We start from the raw sequence: 21884 nt of genomic DNA, 5'->3' as shown, positions 1-21884 counted from the left end.
AAAGTAATGTATCAACATCACAACTGGCATGGTGCTCTGCTGGATTATCCGGTGAGTAAGGTGGTTTGCGTAGGCAGTAACTATGCCAACCATATAAAAGAGATGGGGGGAACCACCCCGGAAGAGCCGGTACTGTTTATCAAACCGGAAACTGCGCTGTGTGATTTGCGCCAGCCGCTGGCGATCCCATCCGATATGGGGTCGGTTCACCATGAGGTTGAGCTGGCGGTACTGATTGGCGCAACCTTACGCCAGGCGACAGAAGAACATGTGCGTAAAGCCATCGCTGGCTATGGCGTAGCGCTGGATCTAACCCTGCGCGATATTCAGGGCAAAATGAAGAAAGCCGGTCAGCCGTGGGAAAAAGCCAAGGGCTTTGATAACTCATGCCCGCTGTCAGGATTTATCCCGGTGGCGGAATTTGATGGTGATCCGCAGGATACAATGCTCGGCTTGACGGTAAACGGCGAAACGCGTCAGCACGGCTCGACGGCAGATATGATCCATCCCATTGTTCCTTTGATTGCCTACATGAGCCGTTTCTTTACGCTCAAAGCGGGCGATGTTGTGCTGACGGGTACGCCAGCAGGGGTTGGACCGTTAAGTAGTGGTGATGAACTGGCTATCAGTTTCCATGGACAAACACTGACCACCCGCGTGCTGTAGTCTCTGCTTGCCGCCTTTTCGGGCGGCAAAACTTGCATCAGCGTGCCAGACTGGTTATAAGGTGCAGCTTTATTACAATAGCGGATACCCTGATGAGCGACATACCTTTCTGGCAAAGTAAAACCCTTGATGAAATGACCGATGCCGAGTGGGAGTCATTATGTGATGGGTGTGGTCAATGCTGCCTGCATAAGCTGATGGATGAAGACACTGACGAAATCTATTTTACCAACGTCGCCTGTAAGCAGCTCAATATTAAAACCTGCCAGTGCCGTAACTACGAACGTCGATTCGAATACGAGCCGGACTGCATCAAACTCACGCGTGATAATCTGCCTACCTTTGAATGGTTGCCGATGACCTGCGCCTATCGTCTGCTGGCGGAAGGAAAAGGGTTGCCAGAATGGCATCCGTTGCTGATCGGGTCGAAAGCGGCAATGCATGGCGAACGTATTTCGGTACGTCATATTGCGGTAAAAGAATCAGAAGTGCGCGACTGGCAGGATCATATCCTGAACAAACCTTCATGGGCGGACTGAGCCGCCCATCGATTAGCAGGCGTTAAGGGTTAAGATTTTTTCGCCTGATACATTTCATCTCCATGGTTGTCGTCTTCAACCCAGAAATTGATGTTGAATTGCGCATCGTCACTTAATTCAACGCGATGCCAGTATTGTGGTGGGCTGGTCGCGAACTGGCCGGCATTAATCACTACTTTCACTTCGGGTTCTTTTGCGTCTTCATTGGCAAAGCCATAATACGTGACTGTGCCTTCCATCACGCAGAGCTGTCCAAACACCCCCGCAGCGGTGTTGTGGTGGGAGAGCAGTGCCGCAGGAATATTGTCTTTCGTAAAGAAGGGAGTAGAGCGTTTAACTTTCCAGTTTGCCGGGATGCGTAAATGGGACATAAGACATCTCCTTCGTGTGGCATCTATAAGATGTATTTAATATACATCTTATAGATGCCAGCAGGCAATGAATTTAAGCCAAAAAAAACGCTCCCGAAGGAGCGTCTCTGTTAGCGACCGAAAAGGTCACGTTTTTTCGGTTTAAACGGTTGTGCTATGACGACCAGTATTGCCACAACAAGATATGCGGCGAAGATCCCGAGCAGCCACTGCGGCATTTCGAGGGTTAAAAACGACCACTGACGCTCAGCGCAGTCGCCCGATGCCACAAACACCTGCGGCAGCCATTTATCCAGCGGTAACCAGCTCGGAAAGCGCGCGGCAAAATCACAGGTCATAAATGGTGACGGGTGAAGCTGAATCATGGTGTGTTCATACGCTAACTGAAGACCGCGCCAGGCGCTGTAAATCCAGATAACCATTGCCACATAGCGCAGCGGTGTTTTTGGCGCGATAGCCCCCACCAGTCCCGCACCCATCACGCCAAATAATGCGCTACGTTCATAAATACACAACACGCAAGGTTTTAGCAGCATGACGTGCTGGAACCACAACGCGACGAGTTCCAGCGCAAAGGCGGTAAACGCCAACAATAACCACGCTCCACGACCACGGGAACACTGGTTTAAAAATCGCAACATAATAATTTCCCTGCAACATGCGTAGAGACCGCAGTTTAAACCAATTCACTTTATGCGCCACTAGCGGGAATTGAAAATTTGCGTAATCGGATAATTATCATGCAAAAAGTCAAACCGGGCAGTGATTTACCCGGCTAATTGTTATGAAAGTGTAGCTAACCAGCCCGACTGGGTCATCCATTCGGTCATAGGAACAAGCGTGAACTCCACGCAAAGCAACCCGACGAGTGTCAGGACAAGGGTATAAGGCAGAGCCATCCATACCATGCGACCATAAGAGAGGCGAATCAATGGTGCCAGGGCGGAAGTCAGCAGAAACAGGAACGCCGCCTGCCCGTTTGGTGTGGCTACGGAAGGCAAGTTGGTCCCGGTGTTAATCGCCACCGCTAACAGTTCATACTGATTAAGGCTGATAGTCCCCTGTTCCAGGGCCGCTTTGGCTTCGTTGATGTAGATAGTGCCGACAAAGACGTTATCAGAAATAGACGACAGCAGACCATTAAACAGATAGAACAGCGTTAATTGCGCGTGTTCAGAGGCTTGTAAAACGAACTGAATAATCGGCGAAAAGAGCTGCTGATCGATGATCACCGCAACAACAGAGAAGAACACGGTCAGCAGGGCGGTGAAGGGCAGCGACTCGGTAAAGGCTTTGCCTATAGCATGTTCGTCGGTAACGCCGGTTAACGACGTTGCCAGAATAATCACTGACAGACCAATTAATCCCACTTCCGCCAGATGCAGTGCCAGGGCGACCACCAGCCAGACGCCGATAATCGCCTGGATAATCAGTTTGATCTTGTCCTGGCGGGTTCGCTGCTGACGGCTCTGATCGTCAAATTTTTGCAGGACATCGCGGACGGTCTCCGGCAGCGTTTCGCCATAGCCGAACCAACGTAATTTCTCGACCAGCACGCAGGTTAGCAGACCGCAAATCAGCACCGGAACGGTGACTGGTGACATGCGCAGGAAGAAGTCGCCAAAGTGCCAGCCAGCAGCTTTGGCGATAATCAGGTTTTGCGGTTCACCAACCATGGTCATTACGCCGCCTAACGCCGTACCGACGCCTGCGTGCATCATCAGGCTACGCAGAAAACCACGGAACTGCTCCAGAACGACCTTGTTGTGCTGATCGATATGGCTGTCATCGAGCATATTGTTATCTTCCCCACGGGAAGAGGCCACGCGATGGTAGATGCCATAGAAACCGACCGCTACGCTTATCACCACGGCAACGACGGTCAACGCGTCAAGGAACGCGGACAGGAAGGCGGCAGCAATGCAAAAGGAGAGCGACAGCAGTGACTTGGAACGAATACTGAGCAGAAGACGGGTGAAAATAAACAACAGCAGTTGCTTCATAAAGTAGATGCCTGCCACCATAAACATCAGCAGCAGTAACACCTCAAGGTTGGCGGCAACTTCTTCACGCACATGCGCGGCGCTGGTCATGCCAATGATGACAGCTTCAATTGCCAACAGCCCGCCCGGCAGCAGCGGATAACATTTTAGCGCCATTGCCAGCGTAAAAATGAACTCGGCCACCAACAACCAGCCTGCAATAAAGGGATTGATGAAAAAAATAATCGGGTTAGCGACTAAGAAGATGAGCAGTGCAAGTTTATACCAGTCTGGCGACTGACCTAAAAAATTCCGCCACATCGCGCGGCTCCATGATAGCTCCATGGTGATTTCCCTACCTTTAAAAATGAAATGATGTTTTTATGTTTGACCGCAAAGCTTAGCGGGAGGAGGGTGCGCAGGCAAGCTCTTCACGTGAATGGCAAGGGGGGAGTGAGTATCAGCGTTATCTGGAAAATGAAGCCTTGATCCACTTTTTCTTCATTTCGTCAGCTATCAGCTATGAAACCCGTCTGGTATGATAACTGTAACTATGTTTTGCTGTGTAATGGAATTATTACTATGGTCATTAAGGCGCAAAGCCCGGCGGGGTTCGCGGAAGAGTACATCATTGAGAGTATCTGGAATAACCGCTTCCCACCTGGCACTATTTTGCCCGCTGAACGTGAACTCTCTGAACTGATCGGAGTGACACGTACTACGTTGCGCGAAGTATTACAGCGTCTGGCGCGGGACGGCTGGTTGACCATTCAACACGGCAAACCGACGAAGGTGAATAACTTCTGGGAAACCTCCGGGTTGAATATTCTTGAAACGCTGGCGCGCCTCGATCACGAGAGCGTACCGCAGTTGATCGATAATCTGCTGTCTGTGCGCACCAACATTTCAACCATCTTTATCCGTACCGCGTTTCGCCAGCATCCTGACAAAGCGCAGGAGGTGTTGGCGACAGCAAATCAGGTAGCTGACCACGCTGATGCGTTCGCCGATCTGGACTACAACATTTTTCGCGGTCTGGCATTTGCGTCCGGTAACCCCATATACGGTCTGATCCTCAACGGAATGAAAGGGTTATATACCCGTATTGGTCGTCATTATTTTGCTAATCCAGAAGCGCGTGGTCTGGCGCTGAGCTTCTATCGTAAGCTGTCAGAACTGTGCGAGCAGGGCGCTCATGAGCAGGTTTATGAAACGGTGCGCCGCTATGGTCACGACAGCGGCGAGATTTGGCATCGTATGCAGAAAAACCTGCCGGGCGATTTAGCTATTCAGGGACGCTAATTACGCAATGCCTGATGGCGACGCTAAAGCGTGTTATCCGGCCTCGAATGCGCAGGCCGGATAAGGTGTTTACACCGCCTCCGGCAATAAGAATTACAGACCGTTCATCCTCGGCGGGCAACGCTCCAGCAGCTCCACGCTGCCATCTTCATTCTGCTGCTCCAGCATCACGTCAAAACCCCATAACCGGTGCACATGTTTCAGTACCTCTTTGCGTCCCTTATCCAGCGGGGCACGGTTATGCGGAATATAACGCAAGGTGAGCGAACGGTCGCCGCGCAGATCGACATTCCAGACTTGAATATTCGGCTCCAGGTTGCTGAGGTTATATTGCGACGACAGTCGGCTACGAATTTCACGATATCCTTCCTCATTATGGATAGCGGAAATCTCCAGGTAATTGTGGCGATCGTCATCCAGCACGGTGAACAGGCGAAAATCGCGCATCACTTTTGGTGACAGGAACTGACTGATAAAACTCTCATCTTTAAAATCGCGCATCGCAAAATGCAGCGTTTCCAGCCAGTCGGAACCGGCAATATCCGGGAACCAGTACCTGTCTTCCTCGGTGGGGGACTGACAGATACGCTTGATATCCTGGAACATCGCAAAGCCCAGCGCGTAAGGGTTTATCCCGCTATACCACGGACTATTGTACGGCGGCTGGAAAACCACGTTGGTATGGCTATGCAGAAACTCCAGCATGAAACGCTCGGTAACTTTACCTTCATCATAAAGGTGGTTAAGGATGGTGTAATGCCAGAAGGTGGCCCAGCCTTCATTCATCACCTGCGTCTGTTTCTGCGGATAAAAATACTGGCTGACCTTGCGCACGATGCGTAAGACCTCACGCTGCCAGGACTCCAGTAGCGGCGCGTTTTTTTCCATAAAATAGAGCAGGTTTTCTTGCGGCTCGGAAGGATATCGCCGCGCTTCGGAAATGGTTTTCTCTTCCTCTTTCTTCGGCAGCGTGCGCCACAGCATATTCACCTGGCTTTGTAGATACTCTTCACGGCTTTTCTGCCGGGCTTTCTCTTCCTGAAGCGAGATTTTTTGCGGTCGTTTGTAACGGTCCACGCCGTAGTTCATCAGCGCATGGCAGGAGTCGAGGAGCTTTTCGACTTCATCCACACCGTAACGCTCTTCACACTGGGTAATGTAGTTTCGCGCGAAGATCAGATAGTCGACAATGGAGCTGGCATCCGTCCAGCTACGGAACAGGTAGTTATTTTTGAAGAAAGAGTTATGTCCGTAGCAGGCATGCGCCATCACCAGCGCCTGCATGGTGATGGTGTTCTCTTCCATCAGATATGCGATACACGGATTGGAGTTAATGACGATTTCATAGGCCAGCCCCTGCTGACCATGCTTATACAAGCGCTCGGTTTCAATAAACTTCTTACCAAACGACCAGTGCGGATAGTTGATTGGCATCCCGACGCTGGAGTAGGCATCCATCATCTGTTCGGAGGTGATCACCTCGATTTGGTGCGGGTAGGTATCCAGTCTGTAGAGTTTCGCCACGCGGTCTATTTCCGCCAGATAGACATCCAGCAGATCAAACGTCCAGTCGGGTCCATCGCTTAACCGTGTGCTGTCCTTGTTCATGGAATCAATCGTAGCCATTCGCGCACCCTCATTGTTGGCGGCACTCTCTGTGTGGAGTACCTCATTTCAAGCATAGATCATGGTGTTAAAAAACGTGCTGCGGCAGAAATTTTTTCTTTGCGATTTCACGTTAGCGAAGCGCAGAAAAAAGGCATATCCGCAAAATTTTATGCTGGATAAAAATAACGCACAGCATGAGATTCCAAAGCCGGGAGTTCCCAGCAATCACTGCTATATGTGAGATAAGTCACCATAAAAAAGCCATATGTTGAATAATATTTTCAACTGAGTTATCAAGATGTAATTAGATGATTGTTCTTTTACTGTTAACGGAGTGGCTATGCGAGTTGTCATACTGGGAAGTGGTGTCGTTGGCGTGACCAGCGCCTGGTACTTAAGTCAGGCTGGACATGATGTCACCGTCATTGATCGTGAGCCCGGTCCGGCACTGGAAACCAGTGCGGCAAACGCCGGACAAATCTCTCCAGGGTATGCAGCACCATGGGCGGCGCCCGGCGTACCGCTTAAAGCAATTAAATGGATGTTTCAGCGCCATGCCCCGCTGGCCGTCCGTCTCGACGGGACTCAGTTCCAGTTGAAATGGATGTGGCAAATGCTGCGTAACTGCGACACCAGCCACTACATGGAAAACAAAGGACGCATGGTACGGCTGGCGGAATACAGCCGTGATTGCCTGAAAGCGCTGCGCGCCTCTACCGGCATTGAGTATGAAGGACGTCAGGGTGGAACGTTACAGCTGTTCCGTACTGCTCAACAGTATGAGAACGCCACCCGCGATATCGCCGTGCTCGAAGATGCGGGCGTGCCATATCAGTTGCTTGAAGCAAACCGCCTGGCGGAAGTCGAACCCGCGCTGGCGGAAGTGGCGCATAAGCTGACCGGCGGCTTGCGTTTACCAAATGACGAAACCGGTGATTGCCAGCTGTTTACCCAGCGCCTGGCGCAGATGGCCGAGCAAGCGGGCGTCACGTTCCGCTTTAACACCCCGGTCGATAAGCTACTCAGCGAGGGGGAGCAAATATATGGCGTCCAGTGTGGGGATGAAATTATTAAAGCCGATGCTTATGTGATGGCGTTTGGCTCTTACTCCACGGCGATGCTCAAAGGTATTGTTGATATTCCGGTCTATCCGCTTAAAGGTTATTCCTTGACCATTCCTGTGGCGCAGGATGATGGGGCCCCGGTTTCTACTATCCTTGATGAAACCTACAAGATCGCCATAACCCGCTTTGATAACCGTATTCGCGTTGGCGGCATGGCGGAGATTGTTGGCTTCAATACCGAATTGCTGCAGCCTCGCCGCGAAACGCTGGAGATGGTTGTACGCGATCTTTTCCCGCGCGGCGGTCATGTGGAGCAGGCTACATTCTGGACCGGACTGCGTCCGATGACCCCGGACGGTACGCCGGTCGTGGGACGAACCCGCTTTAAAAATCTGCTGCTTAATACGGGTCATGGCACACTGGGCTGGACGATGGCCTGTGGATCCGGCCAGCTGCTGAGCGATATTTTATCTGGTCGTACCCCAGCCATTCCTTACGACGATTTGAGCGTGGCGCGTTACAGCCCGGGGTTTACCCCCTCTCGGCCACGGCATTTACACGGCGCCCATAACTGATAAGGATGAGAGATGACCCGCCCGATACTGGCCAGCATTGACCTGCAGGCGTTGAAACAAAATCTGGCCATTACTCGCCAGGCCGCACCGGACGCCCGCGTCTGGTCGGTAGTGAAAGCCAATGCTTACGGACATGGCATTGAACGAGTATGGAATGCGCTGGGCACAACCGACGGTTTTGCCATGCTCAATCTTGAAGAGGCGATAACCCTGCGCGAGCGGGGATGGAAAGGCCCGATATTAATGCTGGAGGGTTTTTTCCACGCCGACGACCTGACGATATATGACAAATATCGTCTGACAACGTGTGTGCACAGTAACTGGCAGCTAAAAGCATTGCAGAATGCGCGCCTGAACGCACCGCTCGATGTTTATCTGAAGGTGAACAGCGGCATGAACCGGCTGGGTTTCTTACCAGACAGAGTTTCCACGGTCTGGCAACAGCTGCGGGCCATGCCCAATGTCGGTGAAATGACGCTGATGTCGCACTTCGCTGATGCAGAACACCCGGATGGCATTCAGGAAGCGATGACACGTATTGCGCAGGCGACAGAAGGGCTGGAGTGCAGACGGTCACTGTCCAATTCGGCTGCGACGCTGTGGCATCCTGAAGCGCATTATGACTGGGTTCGTCCGGGCATCATTTTGTACGGAGCATCGCCGTCTGGACAGTGGCGAGACATCGCCAATACGGGCCTGAAACCTGTGATGACGTTAAGCAGCGAAATTATCGGCATACAAACGCTGAAAGCCGGCGATCGGGTCGGTTACGGCGGGCGTTACACCGCCAGCGGGGAGCAACGCATCGGCATTGTGGCGACCGGGTATGCAGATGGTTATCCGCGCCATGCGCCGAGCGGCACGCCAGTGCTGGTAGATGGTGTACGCACCAAAACGGTCGGAACGGTCTCAATGGATATGTTGGCGGTTGACCTGACGCCATGTCCTCAGGCGGGGATCGGCACGCCGGTAGAGCTGTGGGGCAAAGAGATTAAAATTGACGATGTGGCCGCTGCTGCGGGTACGGTGGGCTACGAACTGATGTGTTCGCTGGCGCTGCGCGTACCGGTTGTGACGGTGTAACTTTTGTATGCCGGGTCAGGCGCAGCTCCCACCCGGCAAAAACAGCTACGTCACTCATCCTCATCTTCAGCAACGCGAACACCAACCTTCAGCACCGCATTATCTTCTTTCTCGGCCACCGTCCAGATCATGCCAGCAAATTCAACCTGGTCACCGACGACCGGCGCGGCGCCTAACAGGTGCTGAACGATTTCACCCAGCGTTTGTTGTTTATCGCGATATTCTGTGCCATCGTCGAGGCCATATATCAGCGCCACGTCGGCATATTTTGCGCTGGCTTCGAGAATAAAATCCCCAAAGAAGCGCTGGTCTAACGATACCGGCGGCGACTGGCTGAATAGCTTGCCGAGAGCGGGGAGATCGCGCTCGCGACCAATGACGCACAACACGTCACCTTCACGCAGGCGCGTACTGCCCGATGGATGAAACAAGACATTGTCACGAAACAGGGCGGCAATTCGCGTTTCTTCCGGCATATGCAGGTCGCGCAATGCGGCTCCCACACACCACTTATCCGCGCTGAGCTGATAAACAAACTGCTCCCAGGGGTTATCCGGGTGAATATCCAGACCAATACGCGAAACGGGCCAGCCGACCGGGGGAACCACCACTTTGGCCTTTTTAGCCGCCCAGGAAAGTGACGTTCCCTGAAACAGCAGGGAGATCAGAACCACGAAGAACGCCACATTAAAGAACAGACGCGCATTTTCCAGGCCGGCCATCATCGGGAAGACGGCAAGGATGATCGGCACCGCGCCGCGCAAGCCCACCCAACTGATAAAAATACGCTCGCGCAGATTGAAGCCACGGAACGGCAGCAGCCCGGCGAAGACCGACAGCGGACGAGCCACGAAAATCATCCATGCGGACAAAATCAGCGCTGGAATCGCGATAGGCAGCAGGTCGGAAGGCGTGACCAGTAGCCCCAGCACCAGGAACATGGCGATTTGCGCCAGCCAGGCCAGGCCATCGAAGTTTTGCAGAATACCAAATCGGTTGCGAATCGGGCGATTACCCAGCAGGAAACCGCACAGATAAACCGCCAGAATACCGCTGCCTTCCAGTGCGGTAGTCAGGGCAAAAATGAGGATCCCGCCGCTTAAAGCCAGTAACGGATACAGCCCGGCAGGCAACGAAATGCGGTTAATCATTTGCTGCAGCAGATAGCCGCCGCCCAGACCCAGCACAATCCCTAAACCAAACTGCTGGAGTATATGCACCGCGAACATCCAGCTTAAACCGGTCTCGTGGTTTTGGATCATGGCGATAAGCGTGATAGTCAAAAATACCGCCATCGGGTCATTACTCCCGGATTCAATTTCCAGCGTGGAGCCAACACGTTCGTTAAGCCCCTTACCACCAAGCAAGGAAAAGACCGCCGCCGCATCGGTGGAACCGACTATCGCGCCAATCAATAGCCCCTCAATCAGATCCAGATTAAACAACCATGCGGCCATCATGCCGGTAAGTCCGGAGGTAATCAGTACCCCGACGGTCGCCAGCGATAGCGCCGGACCCAGCGCGACGCGAAAAGAGCTGGCCTGGGTGCGCATGCCGCCGTCGAGCAGGATAACCGCCAGTGCCAGGTTGCTCACCATGTAGGCAAAAGGGTAGTTGTCAAAAGGAATACCGCCTACACCATCCACCCCCGCTAACATCCCGATAGCGAGAAATATCACCAGAATAGGGATGCCAAGACGTGATGAGAATGAACTGAGTAAGATACTGCAGGTGACGAGAACGGAACCCAAAATAAAAAGGCTAATAACTGCTGCGGCATCCAACGTTCGTTTACTCCTGAATTACGCTGTTTCGTATTAACAAACCCTAACATAATAACGACAGAAACAGCGTTTTACTTAGCCCTGTTGGCAGCTTTTTTTACGATTTAAGTACCGGATGACCATTTATGGTGAGCTGAGCGCCATTTTTATCGTTTTTCAGCACCGCATTGGCACCCAAAGGCAGGGTGACGGTACGTTGTTCATGACCAAAATCAAGACCGCTGATTAACGGAACTGACAATCTGTCGCGTAGAAAAGCGCAAACCGAATCAAGGCTGTAACCGGCGTCATAGTCATTGGGCGCACTGCCGCTAAAACTGCCAAGAATAATGGCGTTCTGCCGGGCCAGTATTCCCGCATGGTATAGCTGCAGCAGCATGCGTTCAATACGGAATGGGTGCTCATTAATATCTTCCAGCACCAACACACCATTTTCGATAGCGGGCATCCACGGTGTGCCCATCAGCGAAATGATCATCGCCAGATTTCCGCCCCATAGCGTACCTTCGGTCGCACACGCCGGGCCGTTACTCTGCCATTCAAGGGTAAATTGGGGATGACGCAAAGCCTGCCAGAAATGGTGCTCGGTAAACGCGTTCATCTCCTCGGCCCCGAAGTTAGCCGCCAGCATTGGGCCGCTGAAGGTAATCACATTGCCCTGCGCCAGCAAACCGCACTGAATCGCCGTAAAATCGCTGTGCCCGCACAGCAGTAGCGGGTTTTGTTGCTGACGAGCAGCCAGTCCCTGCCAGTCGATCCCTTCCAGTAAACGGCTCGCGCCATAGCCGCCGCGTACCGCCATGACAATAGTATCAGGCGTGTGCAGATTAACGAGCGAGTTCACATCTGCCAGACGTTCTGATTCTGTGCCCGCAAAACGCTGGCATCGGCGCGCAATGACCGCTGAATTATCGACCTGGTGACCGGCCTCAGTAAGCCGCGCAAGCCCACGTAATGCAGCCTGCTGGTTGATACAGTAGCCCGAAGGGGCAATTAAGTGAAACCGGGACATGGCATTTCCTTGCTACAACTAAAACCAAATGTATATCATGCCGCGTAGGTATGTCGTTGTCACCTCAGCGACAGGTTCCGGCTATAAGGATAGATGACGTGAAATTGAGATGGTTTGCTTTTTTGGTTGTATTACTTGCGGGCTGTAGTTCAAAACAGGATTACAAAAATCCGCCATGGAATGCTGAAGTTCCGGTCAAACGCGCAATGCAATGGATGCCGATCAGTGAAAAAGCCGGTGCGGCCTGGGGTGTCAGCCCACAATTGATTACCGCTATCATCGCCATTGAATCTGGCGGAAACCCGAATGCGGTCAGTAAATCGAATGCGATTGGTCTGATGCAGTTAAAAGCGTCCACGTCAGGACGCGATGTTTACCGTCGTATGGGATGGAGCGGAGAGCCGTCGACCAGCGAGCTGAAAAATCCTGAGCGTAATATTTCGATGGGAGCCGCCTACCTGAGTATTCTTGAGACCGGGCCGCTGGCCGGAATTGAAGATCCTCAGGTGATGCAATATGCGCTGGTGGTGTCGTACGCTAACGGGGCGGGCGCCCTGCTGCGAACATTCTCCTCCGACAGAAAAAAAGCCATTAATAAGATCAACGATCTCAGCCCGGATGAATTTATTGAACATGTGGCTGATAATCATCCGGCGCCGCAGGCTCCGCGCTATATCTGGAAGCTCCAGCAAGCGCTGGATGTCATGTAGTTCATGTAATGCTATCCGCGCACCTTATTTGCTTTTTCCCGGGCTTCGCGCTCAAGGGAAAAAATAATCCGCTGTAAGTTCCGCTCCACCGCCGGGCCGACGTTGAGAAAACGAAAGCTCAGGCGGGGAGTAGTAATGGTTTCGTTTTTGCTGTCGATAACCACGCGCTCGCTGATGGAAATCAGCTGGGCGTCAACGTGATACACACCCCATTGCGCCATGTTCAGTTCAACTTGTGAGAAGCGCATGCCTTCTACCAGTCCCTCTGGCTTTGCCGTTTCTAACAGTCCACCCATGCCGCCGAGAGACAAATCGAACAGGCGAAAATGCAGAATGCTGTTGTCCGGCATCTTTGCCGCGCAGCGATAGGGAGGATGCAGCGGCGCGCCGATACGGAAATACTCCCGACGCTGTATGAACCACAGGGAAGGCGGCAGCGTTGAGATAAATGCCGGTAGTCGCTGATACTCGCCTTTTTTAAGCTGCGGCAGCGTGAATTCCACTTTGGCGCCCTGCGTTTCGGCGATAATTGAGATCTGGCTGGCCCGCTGCACGGCCTGGTTTTCATATTCCTGACTGCCAAAGTCCATGATCAGTTCGTCCGGGGTGACCGCCAGTATTTTGCTAATGAACTGGCCACCTGACCAGGAGATACGCAGTGGAACCTGCTGCGAATTTAAGTCCCTGAGAACGCCTAACACCGCTAACGGATTTTGCTTCAGGAACTGCTCATTGTAGTTGCTCACACCTAATGACTCCTGGATGCCTGGTTTATCGTTGGATTATCGGCATCAAACGACGGAACTTAAGACAAATGAATGAAATTTTTTGCCAAAGCCAATGAATTAAGTCTGTGTGGAAAAACGTCATCCAACAGCTTGCCTATACTTAATGCACTGGCGCGGGAATAACGAGCGCACATTCACTGGAAAGAGGGCCTGAAAATGGGAATTATTGCCTGGATTGTTTTTGGTCTGATTGCAGGTATTATCGCCAAACTGATTATGCCGGGGCGCGATGGCGGTGGATTTATCCTGACCTGTATTCTCGGTATTGTCGGCGCTGTGGTCGGCGGATGGCTGGCAACAATGTTTGGTATCGGCGGTGATGTCAGCGGATTTAATCTCCACAGCTTCCTGGTGGCCGTAGTCGGCGCGATTGTTGTGCTGGGTGTTTTCCGGCTTGTGCGACGAGATTGAGTGAGCGACCCCCTCTGGGGGGCCGTTTCTTTGGAATAGAAAGTTCGTTATGGCGTCGGTTGCGTCTGCTTTTGAGGCTCAGTTGATGCCGTCCCAGCCGGGGCTGGACGCGATGCGGGGACGCTGTCACACGGTTTTTCTTTGGCGCAAATCAGGTCGAGCATTTTTAGCGTTACGCCGTTAGTCCAGCCGAACCCATCCTGCAACGGATATTCACCGCCGCCACCGCCGGTGCCAGTGGTACTCACGTCATACTTTTCAACCAGCTTTTTCTCGCGATCGTAAGTGTGCTGCACGTTGGTGAGGAATCGCCAGGTTACGTCCATGGCGACGTTATCCTGACCGTAATTCTGTAACCCGGCTGCCGCGACCCACTGGAGAGGGGCCCAGCCGTTTGGCGCATCCCATTGCTGGCCGCTTTTCACCGAGGTGGTAGCAAGACCGCCGGGCTGCAGCAGATGCGCCTGGGTTGCCGCGGCGACCTTACTGGCGCGATCTTTTGCCGCTGCATTAACATACAGCGGGAACAGGGCGGCGGCAGTGAGTTGGTTACGTACTTTGTGGCTCTTTAGATCGTAGTCGGCATACCAGCCTTCTTTGTCGTTCCACAGGTGCTTTTCGATCCCTTTTTGTCGGGCATTGGCAAAACCGTCATATTGAGCAGCTTTGGCATCATCACCAGCGGCTTTACTGGCGAGGGCGATCATTTTTTCCATTTTGTACATCAGCGCATTGAGATCGACCGGCACAATGCTGGTGGTACGCAGGGTACCTAGCTGGTTGGGGTTATCCATCCAGCGGGAACTAAAGTCCCAGCCGGACGCGGCGGCGGAGCGCAGGTCGCGGTAGATTTCGGTGGCCGGGCGGTTCGGGTTACTTTTAGCGGTGGCGATATCCTCCACCCATGACTCTGGCCGCGGTGTATCGCGGTCATCCCAGTAGCGGTTCAAAATGGTGCCGTCATCCAGCTTGACCACGCGCTTATTTTGCTGACCGGGCTGGAGCGTTTCGACGCCCTCCATCCAGTAGGTGTACTCTTTGAGCATCTGCGGGAGGTATTTTTTCAGCGCATCATCCCCTTCGTGCTGCGCCAGCAGTTCAACCATAAAGGCAAAGAACGGCGGTTGAGAACGGCTCAGATAATAGGTGCGGTTGCCGTTAGGAATGTGTCCCCAGGCATCAATCTCGTAAGCGAAATTTGCCACCATGTCGGAGACCTTGTCCCAGTGATTACTTTCGGCAAGCCCCAGCATGGTGAAATAGCTGTCCCAATAATATATTTCGCGAAAACGCCCGCCTGGCACCACATATGGCTCCGGGAGCGGCAGCAGCGAGTCCCATTTTTCAACGTCTGTTGTTGAGCGTGTTAGCACCGGCCACAGACCATCAATATGCTCGCGCAGCGATTGCCCGGCAGGGGGGACGTATTTCTCACCCTCTTTTGGTAAGGTAAAGTTCACTCCGACAAAATGACGTAAATCGAATCCAGATTGATTCTTTTGCATTCGGTAATCGGCGAGGATCATTAACGGATCGCTATTGGGAACCGCGTCAGCAAAGGTTTTCTGGTCAGGGAACAATTTGGCCGTTTGTACATCGTTAAACAGAGGGCCGAGCAGAATATCAGGTGGTTGCGGTGTCGTTGCTGGCGCGTCCTCCGCATTGACGGTAAAAGAGGTAAAGGCAAAAAGGGTACTGGCAAACGTCAGTTTTATCGCTACAGAAAGCAGCCCGGAATGGCGAATTGCTGGTGTTATCATCGGTTAATCTCCTTAGCGGTGTGCCGAAGCAGCGGCATTTACCATGAGAAAACCTTAGTTCAGGATCGACCGTTGCGCGTGATCGACTCCCCATTTTGCGAATAAACAGACATTTCCCGACGCGCCAGGAAGATGCACACCCTGTTGAGAAAGGGTGTGCTGATGCCATTAACCTGTATGGGTTATCCGATGCGCCACGCAGTCAAGAGTGACCGTATCTCCCGTCTTTATACTATCGAGGGTCTCCCCAAGCTGACACATCCAACAAAGTCCCATTTCACGGGCGATAATCGCGGGGTGAGAAGCCTCGCTCCCGGCACGCAGACAGATCCCTTTGATGGTCAGCGGGTCGAGTTGCAACACCGTAGACGGGTAAATGACGTCCGCGACCAGGATTGTCGGGCGGCTGAACGTCGGGATTTGCGCCGTCGCTCCTGTTAAATGCTGCAGCGAACGAGACAGTAAATCTTCAATGTCGATATATCGCGCCTGTAAGTAGGGATCGTCGAGCTGTAAATACTGCTGGCTGAGTTCGCTCAGCACCTGCTGCCAGGCGCAGGCGGCGCTACACTGCTTTTCACGCATTACGTCGCACGCCATATCGAACAGCTCGGGATCGTCCAACAGCGTGTGGTGACCGGAGAAGATCGCGGCGATATCGGCGGAATACTTCTCTTCAGCGAGCGCGGTTAGCTCGCTTAAATCGTTCAGCGTGCTCTGGATGGCGGCCTGTAATCGCTGCTGCTCAGCCTGCAATGACGCTGCGGGCTGCGGGCTTATCTCGGGTGAGAATGGCGTGTAACAAAATACCGTCCCCGTTACCCGTGACGGGACCTGAGTCGCCACGTTTTTCGCCTGCGTTGGTGCGAGCGATTCGCCAAAATTCTCTGCCGCCAACTGTTTGAACGCGGCCAGGGCATCTTCTGCCTGTTCGCCTTTGGCAATCAGGCGCAGCGTGTCGTTACAACGCACCTGCAGCAAGGCTATCTGATTGAGACTATCAGGAACGACGCACTTGCCGTTTTTTTCCAGCCACATGTCGGCGTTAAAGCCAGACAGCGTAGATACCAGCCGTGAGGCCGGGCGAACGTGGATACCGTTGGGGTTTTTCACCACAATGGCAATCGAACGGGCATCTGCGTCGGGTGATAGTTCGGCAGAAGCGGACTTTGCTGCCGAGGGCGAAGGTAAACCCAGTTGCTCACATTTGGCGTCGAGGGCGTGCATGGCATCACGGATGACCTGCTCGATATCAGCACCCGCAGAAGCGCTAACCGTCGCGGCCAGCGTGCCTTCAACCAGCGGGGCGGCGCACAGACGGACTTTCGCGGCGATGTCAGGGTCGAGCAGTTCAAGGGCGGTTTCCGCACTCAGCAACGCGCTGCCGATATCCATCATCACTAACACGTGATCCGTATCGGCCACGGACTCGATGGCTTCCATCACCTTAATCGGATCGGTGCCAATGGGATTCTCAGGATCGTCAATGCCTGCGGCAATAGCGAGTTTACAGCCATCGCCCATTAACATTTGTCGGGCTAACGCGCCGACGCCTTCGCCCAGTTGGGCGCTGTGAGACACAATAACCAGGTTTACCATCGCTTTATCCTTACTCTCTGGACGCCTGAGCCAGCATTTGCATCATAAACATGACGGACGTTGCGCCAGGATCCTGATGGCCAATGCTGCGTTCACCAAGGTAGCTGGCGCGGCCTTTGCGTGCCTGCATGGTGATGGTGCTTTGTGCCGCGGCTTCCGCTTGTTGGCTTGCGGCTTCCAGCGCCGCCTGTACGCTTAGCTTTTGCTCGCAGGACTGACGTAAAGATTCCACCACCGGCAACCAAACGTCGCACATGGTTTTGTCGCCAGGCTCAGCTTTACCACGGCTAATGACGCCTTCTGCGCCATCGCGAATCATTTGATACAACTCGTCCAGCGTCAGGCTCTGGTGGGCTTGCGTGACCTGGGCGGCGCGGATGAAAAAGGTACCGAACAGCGGGCCGCTGGCTCCGCCAACGCTGGAGAGCAATACCATGCCGGTATTTTTTAAAATAAAGCCGATGTCTTTATCGGCGATAGACGGCAGTTTTTCGACCACTTTACTAAAGCCACGATGCATGTTCAGACCGTGGTCTGCATCGCCGATTTCCCGGTCCAGCCCGGTGAGAAAATCACTTTCGGTAGTGAATATTTCGCCGCAGCGATAGAGCCAGTTAACAATTTGCGTTCTGGTGAGGGACATCATGAATCTCCTTATTTACCCCAGTTGAGAGCAGGGGTGTGAACCGGTGCATCCCATAAATTCAGCGTTTCGTCATCCACCTGTAACAGGGTGATTGAGAAACCGGTCATATCCAGAGAGGTACAGTAAGAGCCGATCAGGTTGCGCTCAATGACGATCCCCGCATCCTGGCAACGGCTTTCGAGGCGGTTATACACGCCGAAGAGTTCTGACAACGGCGTCGCACCGAGATTATTGACCAGCGCGATGACGCGATCGCCACTTTGCAACGCCCGCTTGCTTTCTTTGCCTTCCTGCCACGCGCCCTGGACGTTGTCCCAATGACGCAGCGTGCGGCTGTAGTTGCCGTTTTCCAGCAGCGTGTCGAACATTTCATCTACGGTTTGGTCGAGAGACGTGAAGGCTCTGCGGTCAATGCCCGGCTCCCCGTGGATACCCACGCCAAACTCCATTTCGTTATCCTGCAGCGTGAACGACGGTTGCCCGGCGGCCGGAACGGTACAGGCGCCAATGGCGATCCCAATGGAGTGTCCCTGGTTATTCAGTTGACGCCCGAGTGCCGCGCAGGCTTCCAGCGAGTCACCGCGTTCGGCTGCCGCGCCGACCAGTTTTTCTATCAATACGGTATTCGCCACGCCACGACGACCGGCGGTATACAGACTATCTTTCACCGCGACGTCGTCATCCACCACCATGGTCGTGACTTTAATACCGCTTTCGTGCAGCAACTCGGCGGCGGTTTCGAAGTTAAGAATGTCGCCGGTGTAATTCTTGATGATCAGCAGGACGCCTTCACCGCCGTCAATTTGCATGGCGCATTCGAACATTTTATCCGGCGTAGGTGAGGTGAAAATCTCACCCGGGCAGGCCCCGGCGAGCATGCCCTGCCCAATATAACCGCAGTGCATTGGCTCATGTCCGCTGCCGCCGCCGGAGAGGAGCGCCACTTTGCCCATCACCGGCGCATCTGCGCGAGTGACGTACACCGGGTCCTGATGCAGCGCCAGGGAGGGGTAAGCCTTCGCCAGTCCGGAGAGTTGTTCATTCAGTACGTCTTCAACACGGTTGATCAATTTTTTCATTATTTATGCTCCGCAGACAGTCCTGGATGCTGCCAAAATTCTGCAGCCATCTGATGTAGGGTATCGGTTTGTACAACGCTACGGCGACCGCTCGCTGCCGATAAAGTAATTTTGCACACGGGTATGCAAAAGAAAATTGCTGTTGGTGGTGTTTCAATAAGGAACATTGCTATCTCAATATGTTCCATATTGAAACGTATAGCCGCAAAAAACAGCGGAAATGTGAGATTGGGCAGTATCAGGCGGGAAAGCGATTACGCGCTGGGTTTTGCTGAAAAAAAACCACCTGCCAGGCAGGTGGTTTATGAACAGGAAAAGATCCAATCTTAGCCCGGATAAATTCCGCGATCTTTACGTGCCAGCAAAATACGCTCACAGGCGACAATATAGGCGGCGGTACGCAGAGAGCAGGATTTCTCAGCGGCCTTTTCCCACACGTGTACCATCGCATCGGTCATGATTTTATCCATGCGTTGGTTGATCTCTTCTTCGCTCCAGAAGAAGCTTGCCATGTCCTGAACCCATTCGAAGTAGCTGACGGTAACGCCGCCGGCGTTACAAACTACGTCAGGAACAACCACAATACCGCGGCTTGCCAGAACGTCGTCGGCATCCGGATAGGTTGGACCGTTGGCGCCTTCGAGTATCAGTTTACAGGTCAGCGTTTCAGCGCGGTGACGGGTGATCTGACCTTCGAGCGCGGCAGGGATCAGAATGTCCATCTCCAGGCTCCAGAAAGCCTCGCTGGCGATGGTTTCAGCCCCCGGGAAACCAGCAATCTGTTTGTGCTCCAGTTGCCAGGCTGACAGCGCGGACATGTCGATGCCGGTAGCGTTAAACAGCGTCGCGGTGTGATCCTGAATAGCGACTACGCGTGCGCCAGCTGCCGCGAAAAGACGGGCGGCTTCACTGCCGACGTTACCAAAACCTTGCACCGCGACGCGAGCGCCTTCAACGTCGATATTGGCACGACGAGCCACTTCCAGACCGCTGACAAAAACGCCGCGACCGGTGGCTTTATCGCGGCCTAACGAGCCGCCGAGGTGAATAGGTTTACCGGTGACCACGCTGGTCACGGTGGTGCCGTGGTTCATGGAATAGGTATCCATCATCCAGGCCATCACTTTACCGTTTGTACCCACATCCGGCGCAGGGATGTCTTTCTGTGGTCCAATAATAATGCCGATTTCGCTGGTATAACGACGGGTCAAACGCTCCAGTTCGCCTTCAGACAGTGAGAACGGATCGACGCGCACACCACCTTTGGCACCGCCGTACGGCAGATTCAATGCTGCGCATTTGATGGTCATCCATGCGGACAGGGCCATCACTTCATTAAGATCAACATCAGGATGAAAACGCACACCGCCTTTGCCCGGACCGCGGGAAAGGTTATGTTGCACGCGATACCCTTCAAAATGACGGATAGTCCCGTCATCCATTTGTACCGGGATATCGACAATCAACGCGCGTTTTGGGTGACGCAGGGTATCCACCCAATGGGAAAGTTCGCCCAGGTAAGGGGCCACACGCTCGATTTGTTGCAGGTAGGTATTCCAGGCAGATGTGCTGCTATCTGAAGCGTAAGATAACTTATCCATGATAAACCTTAGTTATAAAAGTAATATGTTCTTAATTTGGCCGTGGTATACAGTGAATCTCACCATACACACCTAAATTTAACATTTTTTTCAAAGGACGGCCTGCTTGCCCTGCTCGGTTTATCTGTATTATTAGTGTGGGCTTTAGATATTCTGTGAATAGTTATCCTTTCAATGTGGTGTTTATTGAAAATATTTGCTTTTTAAGTGGGTTAATATGCATTGGTTGTGAAATTCATAATTTGTCAGATTTATGACGCACCTCTAAAAGTAAACAATATGATAATAAAATGTGTTTTCCTTATTGCTTTTTAGCGGGGCGTCAATAGGTAACGACGACGGTAACGGTATCGGCATAGTTGTCGGGTGTGTAGTTCGCGCTGGGAACGGTGGCGTAAACCGGGTACGCCGTGGTTGTACCCGTGCCGTTACCCGCGACGGTATTGAGCGCTGTATTGCCCCAGACCGTACCGGAAGGTCCTGGCGTTGAGCTAAGCTGGTAGGGGACTTTATCGGCATTCGTCCCCGTCCCGGTCATTTGACCGCTACCCGCCGTATTCCCATTGGAGGGTTGCAAGCCGATGGTGTAAGGGGTGTTATTAGAGCATGCGACGCCCACGGTATTTGAAGCCGTCAGATTACGCCCGGTGGCCTTGGTTGGCGTAAAGCTGATATTAGTCGCCGAGGTGATGTTGCATTGTTTGCTGACAGCCGCTGATACGGTGAAAGGAAACCTGGCGGCAACGGTATCGCCACAGGTAGTGGGCGGGAAAAGCAGGCCGGGATTGAGCGTGACAAACGCTGTCGCCGTCGTATAGCTATCCTGATAGTTTCCTGGGACAGCTGCGGTTTGCGGGGTGACGATCTGGGCAGAGACCGTTAGTGAACCAGTGACAGGCGTGAGATTGAGCAAGTTAAGTTGCACCATCGGAAACGTGGTCCCCGTCTGGTATTGGCTACCCCAGACATTCGAGCCATTGGCACCCTGATACAGTTGATAGGTCAACGTTCTGGCCGGGTCGCCGCTTAACGACATATTTCGGGGTGTCACCTGACCACTGACGGCCGAGGCGCCAATATTAAAACACAGATTGATCCCCGCCAGCGTGTCACCAAGCTCTTTGGTACAGGTGTAGCTGAACGTCATTGTTGACGTAGTCCCGGTGGCTGACAGCGGATTTACCGGGCCAAAATTGATGGGTTGGACATTGCTCACCGAACAGGTCACCGCAGGGCTAATCGCCGGATAAAAGAGCACGGCAGCGATGAGTAATAGCTGTCTTAACCTCATGAGCGTACTCCTG

General features: G+C 53.1%; 20 protein-coding genes and 1 pseudogene. 8 read left to right on the top strand and 13 right to left on the bottom strand.

The genetic code is table 11. The features are described 5' to 3' along the window. Nucleotides 1-6: 6 nt before the first annotated feature. The gene (locus tag FOB24_RS14900; RefSeq protein ID WP_038641240.1) at nt 7-666 is read left to right on the top strand and encodes a fumarylacetoacetate hydrolase family protein; all 660 of its coding nucleotides are present in this window, start codon (nt 7-9) and stop codon (nt 664-666) included. A gap of 92 nt (nt 667-758) precedes the next feature. Further along, nucleotides 759-1205, top strand: a complete 447-nt coding sequence (locus FOB24_RS14895) for a YcgN family cysteine cluster protein (protein ID WP_199952001.1) — start codon at nt 759-761, stop codon at nt 1203-1205. A gap of 29 nt (nt 1206-1234) precedes the next feature. On the opposite strand, the gene FOB24_RS14890 is transcribed toward FOB24_RS14895, so the two are convergent. The 3 genes from FOB24_RS14890 to nhaB form a co-directional block, all read right to left on the bottom strand. Beyond that, nucleotides 1235-1576 carry a DUF1971 domain-containing protein gene (locus FOB24_RS14890; protein WP_150345106.1) on the bottom strand — a complete coding sequence of 114 codons (342 nt, stop codon included), beginning with the start codon at nt 1574-1576 and terminating at the stop codon, nt 1235-1237. A gap of 110 nt (nt 1577-1686) precedes the next feature. Continuing rightward, nucleotides 1687-2217 (bottom strand): disulfide bond formation protein DsbB, encoded by a 531-nt coding sequence (gene dsbB / locus FOB24_RS14885; protein ID WP_042307884.1) that lies wholly within the window; start codon nt 2215-2217, stop codon nt 1687-1689. Between the two features lie 141 nt (nt 2218-2358). Continuing rightward, nucleotides 2359-3903 (bottom strand): Na(+)/H(+) antiporter NhaB, encoded by a 1545-nt coding sequence (nhaB, locus tag FOB24_RS14880; protein WP_038641231.1) that lies wholly within the window; start codon nt 3901-3903, stop codon nt 2359-2361. Between the two features lie 237 nt (nt 3904-4140). Here nhaB and fadR point away from each other — a divergent pair, with 237 nt between their 5' ends. After that, complete coding sequence (fadR, locus tag FOB24_RS14875; protein ID WP_038641229.1) at nt 4141-4860, top strand: fatty acid metabolism transcriptional regulator FadR; 720 nt, start codon at nt 4141-4143, stop codon at nt 4858-4860. Nucleotides 4861-4953: 93 nt separating this feature from the next. Here the strand turns inward: fadR and FOB24_RS14870 are convergent, their stop codons facing one another. Next, entirely contained in the window at nt 4954-6486 is a 1533-nt protein-coding gene (locus FOB24_RS14870; RefSeq protein ID WP_069324685.1) for a SpoVR family protein, read from the bottom strand. A 322-nt stretch (nt 6487-6808) separates the two neighbouring features. Between FOB24_RS14870 and FOB24_RS14865 the strand changes: the two genes are divergently transcribed. The 3 genes and pseudogenes from FOB24_RS14865 to FOB24_RS24715 form a co-directional block, all read left to right on the top strand. Further along, entirely contained in the window at nt 6809-8107 is a 1299-nt protein-coding gene (locus FOB24_RS14865) for a D-amino acid dehydrogenase (RefSeq protein WP_085048063.1), read from the top strand. Nucleotides 8108-8119: 12 nt separating this feature from the next. Beyond that, nucleotides 8120-9190: a catabolic alanine racemase DadX gene (gene dadX / locus FOB24_RS14860; protein WP_038641223.1), complete on the top strand. Its 1071-nt coding sequence runs from the start codon at nt 8120-8122 to the stop codon at nt 9188-9190. Next, nucleotides 9151-9303: pseudogene (locus FOB24_RS24715) on the top strand (hypothetical protein); the annotation flags it as partial. The gene dadX and the pseudogene FOB24_RS24715, both read left to right, overlap by 40 nt. Here the strand turns inward: FOB24_RS24715 and FOB24_RS14855 are convergent. Both FOB24_RS14855 and ldcA read right to left on the bottom strand, forming a co-directional pair. Continuing rightward, on the bottom strand, nt 9241-10974 hold the full coding sequence (locus tag FOB24_RS14855) for a potassium/proton antiporter (protein WP_038641221.1): 1734 nt from the start codon (nt 10972-10974) through the stop codon (nt 9241-9243). The pseudogene FOB24_RS24715 and the gene FOB24_RS14855 sit on opposite strands and share 63 nt — an antisense overlap. A gap of 97 nt (nt 10975-11071) precedes the next feature. Further along, nucleotides 11072-11986, bottom strand: coding sequence for a muramoyltetrapeptide carboxypeptidase (ldcA, locus tag FOB24_RS14850; RefSeq protein ID WP_150345105.1), 915 nt, complete (start codon nt 11984-11986; stop codon nt 11072-11074). Between the two features lie 98 nt (nt 11987-12084). On the opposite strand from ldcA, the gene emtA reads away from it, so the two are divergent. Beyond that, nucleotides 12085-12696 carry a membrane-bound lytic murein transglycosylase EmtA gene (gene emtA, locus FOB24_RS14845; protein ID WP_016153365.1) on the top strand — a complete coding sequence of 204 codons (612 nt, stop codon included), beginning with the start codon at nt 12085-12087 and terminating at the stop codon, nt 12694-12696. A gap of 11 nt (nt 12697-12707) precedes the next feature. Here the strand turns inward: emtA and ycgR are convergent, their stop codons facing one another. Further along, nucleotides 12708-13442 carry a flagellar brake protein YcgR gene (gene ycgR / locus FOB24_RS14840; protein ID WP_038641216.1) on the bottom strand — a complete coding sequence of 245 codons (735 nt, stop codon included), beginning with the start codon at nt 13440-13442 and terminating at the stop codon, nt 12708-12710. Between the two features lie 198 nt (nt 13443-13640). Between ycgR and FOB24_RS14835 the strand changes: the two genes are divergently transcribed. Further along, entirely contained in the window at nt 13641-13895 is a 255-nt protein-coding gene (locus tag FOB24_RS14835) for a GlsB/YeaQ/YmgE family stress response membrane protein (protein ID WP_069324680.1), read from the top strand. Between the two features lie 47 nt (nt 13896-13942). Here the strand turns inward: FOB24_RS14835 and FOB24_RS14830 are convergent, their stop codons facing one another. The 6 genes from FOB24_RS14830 to FOB24_RS14805 form a co-directional block, all read right to left on the bottom strand. After that, nucleotides 13943-15655: an alpha,alpha-trehalase gene (locus FOB24_RS14830; RefSeq protein WP_087856080.1), complete on the bottom strand. Its 1713-nt coding sequence runs from the start codon at nt 15653-15655 to the stop codon at nt 13943-13945. Between the two features lie 168 nt (nt 15656-15823). Continuing rightward, nucleotides 15824-17254, bottom strand: coding sequence for a dihydroxyacetone kinase phosphoryl donor subunit DhaM (gene dhaM / locus FOB24_RS14825; protein WP_150345104.1), 1431 nt, complete (start codon nt 17252-17254; stop codon nt 15824-15826). 10 nt (nt 17255-17264) lie between these two features. Then, nucleotides 17265-17897, bottom strand: a complete 633-nt coding sequence (dhaL, locus tag FOB24_RS14820; RefSeq protein ID WP_038641211.1) for a dihydroxyacetone kinase subunit DhaL — start codon at nt 17895-17897, stop codon at nt 17265-17267. Nucleotides 17898-17908: 11 nt separating this feature from the next. Continuing rightward, nucleotides 17909-18979 (bottom strand): dihydroxyacetone kinase subunit DhaK, encoded by a 1071-nt coding sequence (dhaK, locus tag FOB24_RS14815; protein WP_150345103.1) that lies wholly within the window; start codon nt 18977-18979, stop codon nt 17909-17911. A gap of 326 nt (nt 18980-19305) precedes the next feature. Then, complete coding sequence (locus FOB24_RS14810) at nt 19306-20580, bottom strand: Glu/Leu/Phe/Val family dehydrogenase (protein WP_038641196.1); 1275 nt, start codon at nt 20578-20580, stop codon at nt 19306-19308. A gap of 322 nt (nt 20581-20902) precedes the next feature. Then, the gene (locus FOB24_RS14805) at nt 20903-21871 is read right to left on the bottom strand and encodes a Csu type fimbrial protein (protein ID WP_069324672.1); all 969 of its coding nucleotides are present in this window, start codon (nt 21869-21871) and stop codon (nt 20903-20905) included. Nucleotides 21872-21884 lie beyond the last annotated feature (13 nt).

The sequence above is a fragment of the Citrobacter werkmanii genome (assembly GCF_008693645.1).
Classification (GTDB): Bacteria; Pseudomonadota; Gammaproteobacteria; order Enterobacterales; family Enterobacteriaceae; genus Citrobacter; species Citrobacter werkmanii.
This window is presented reverse-complemented; position numbering and strand designations above follow the sequence as displayed.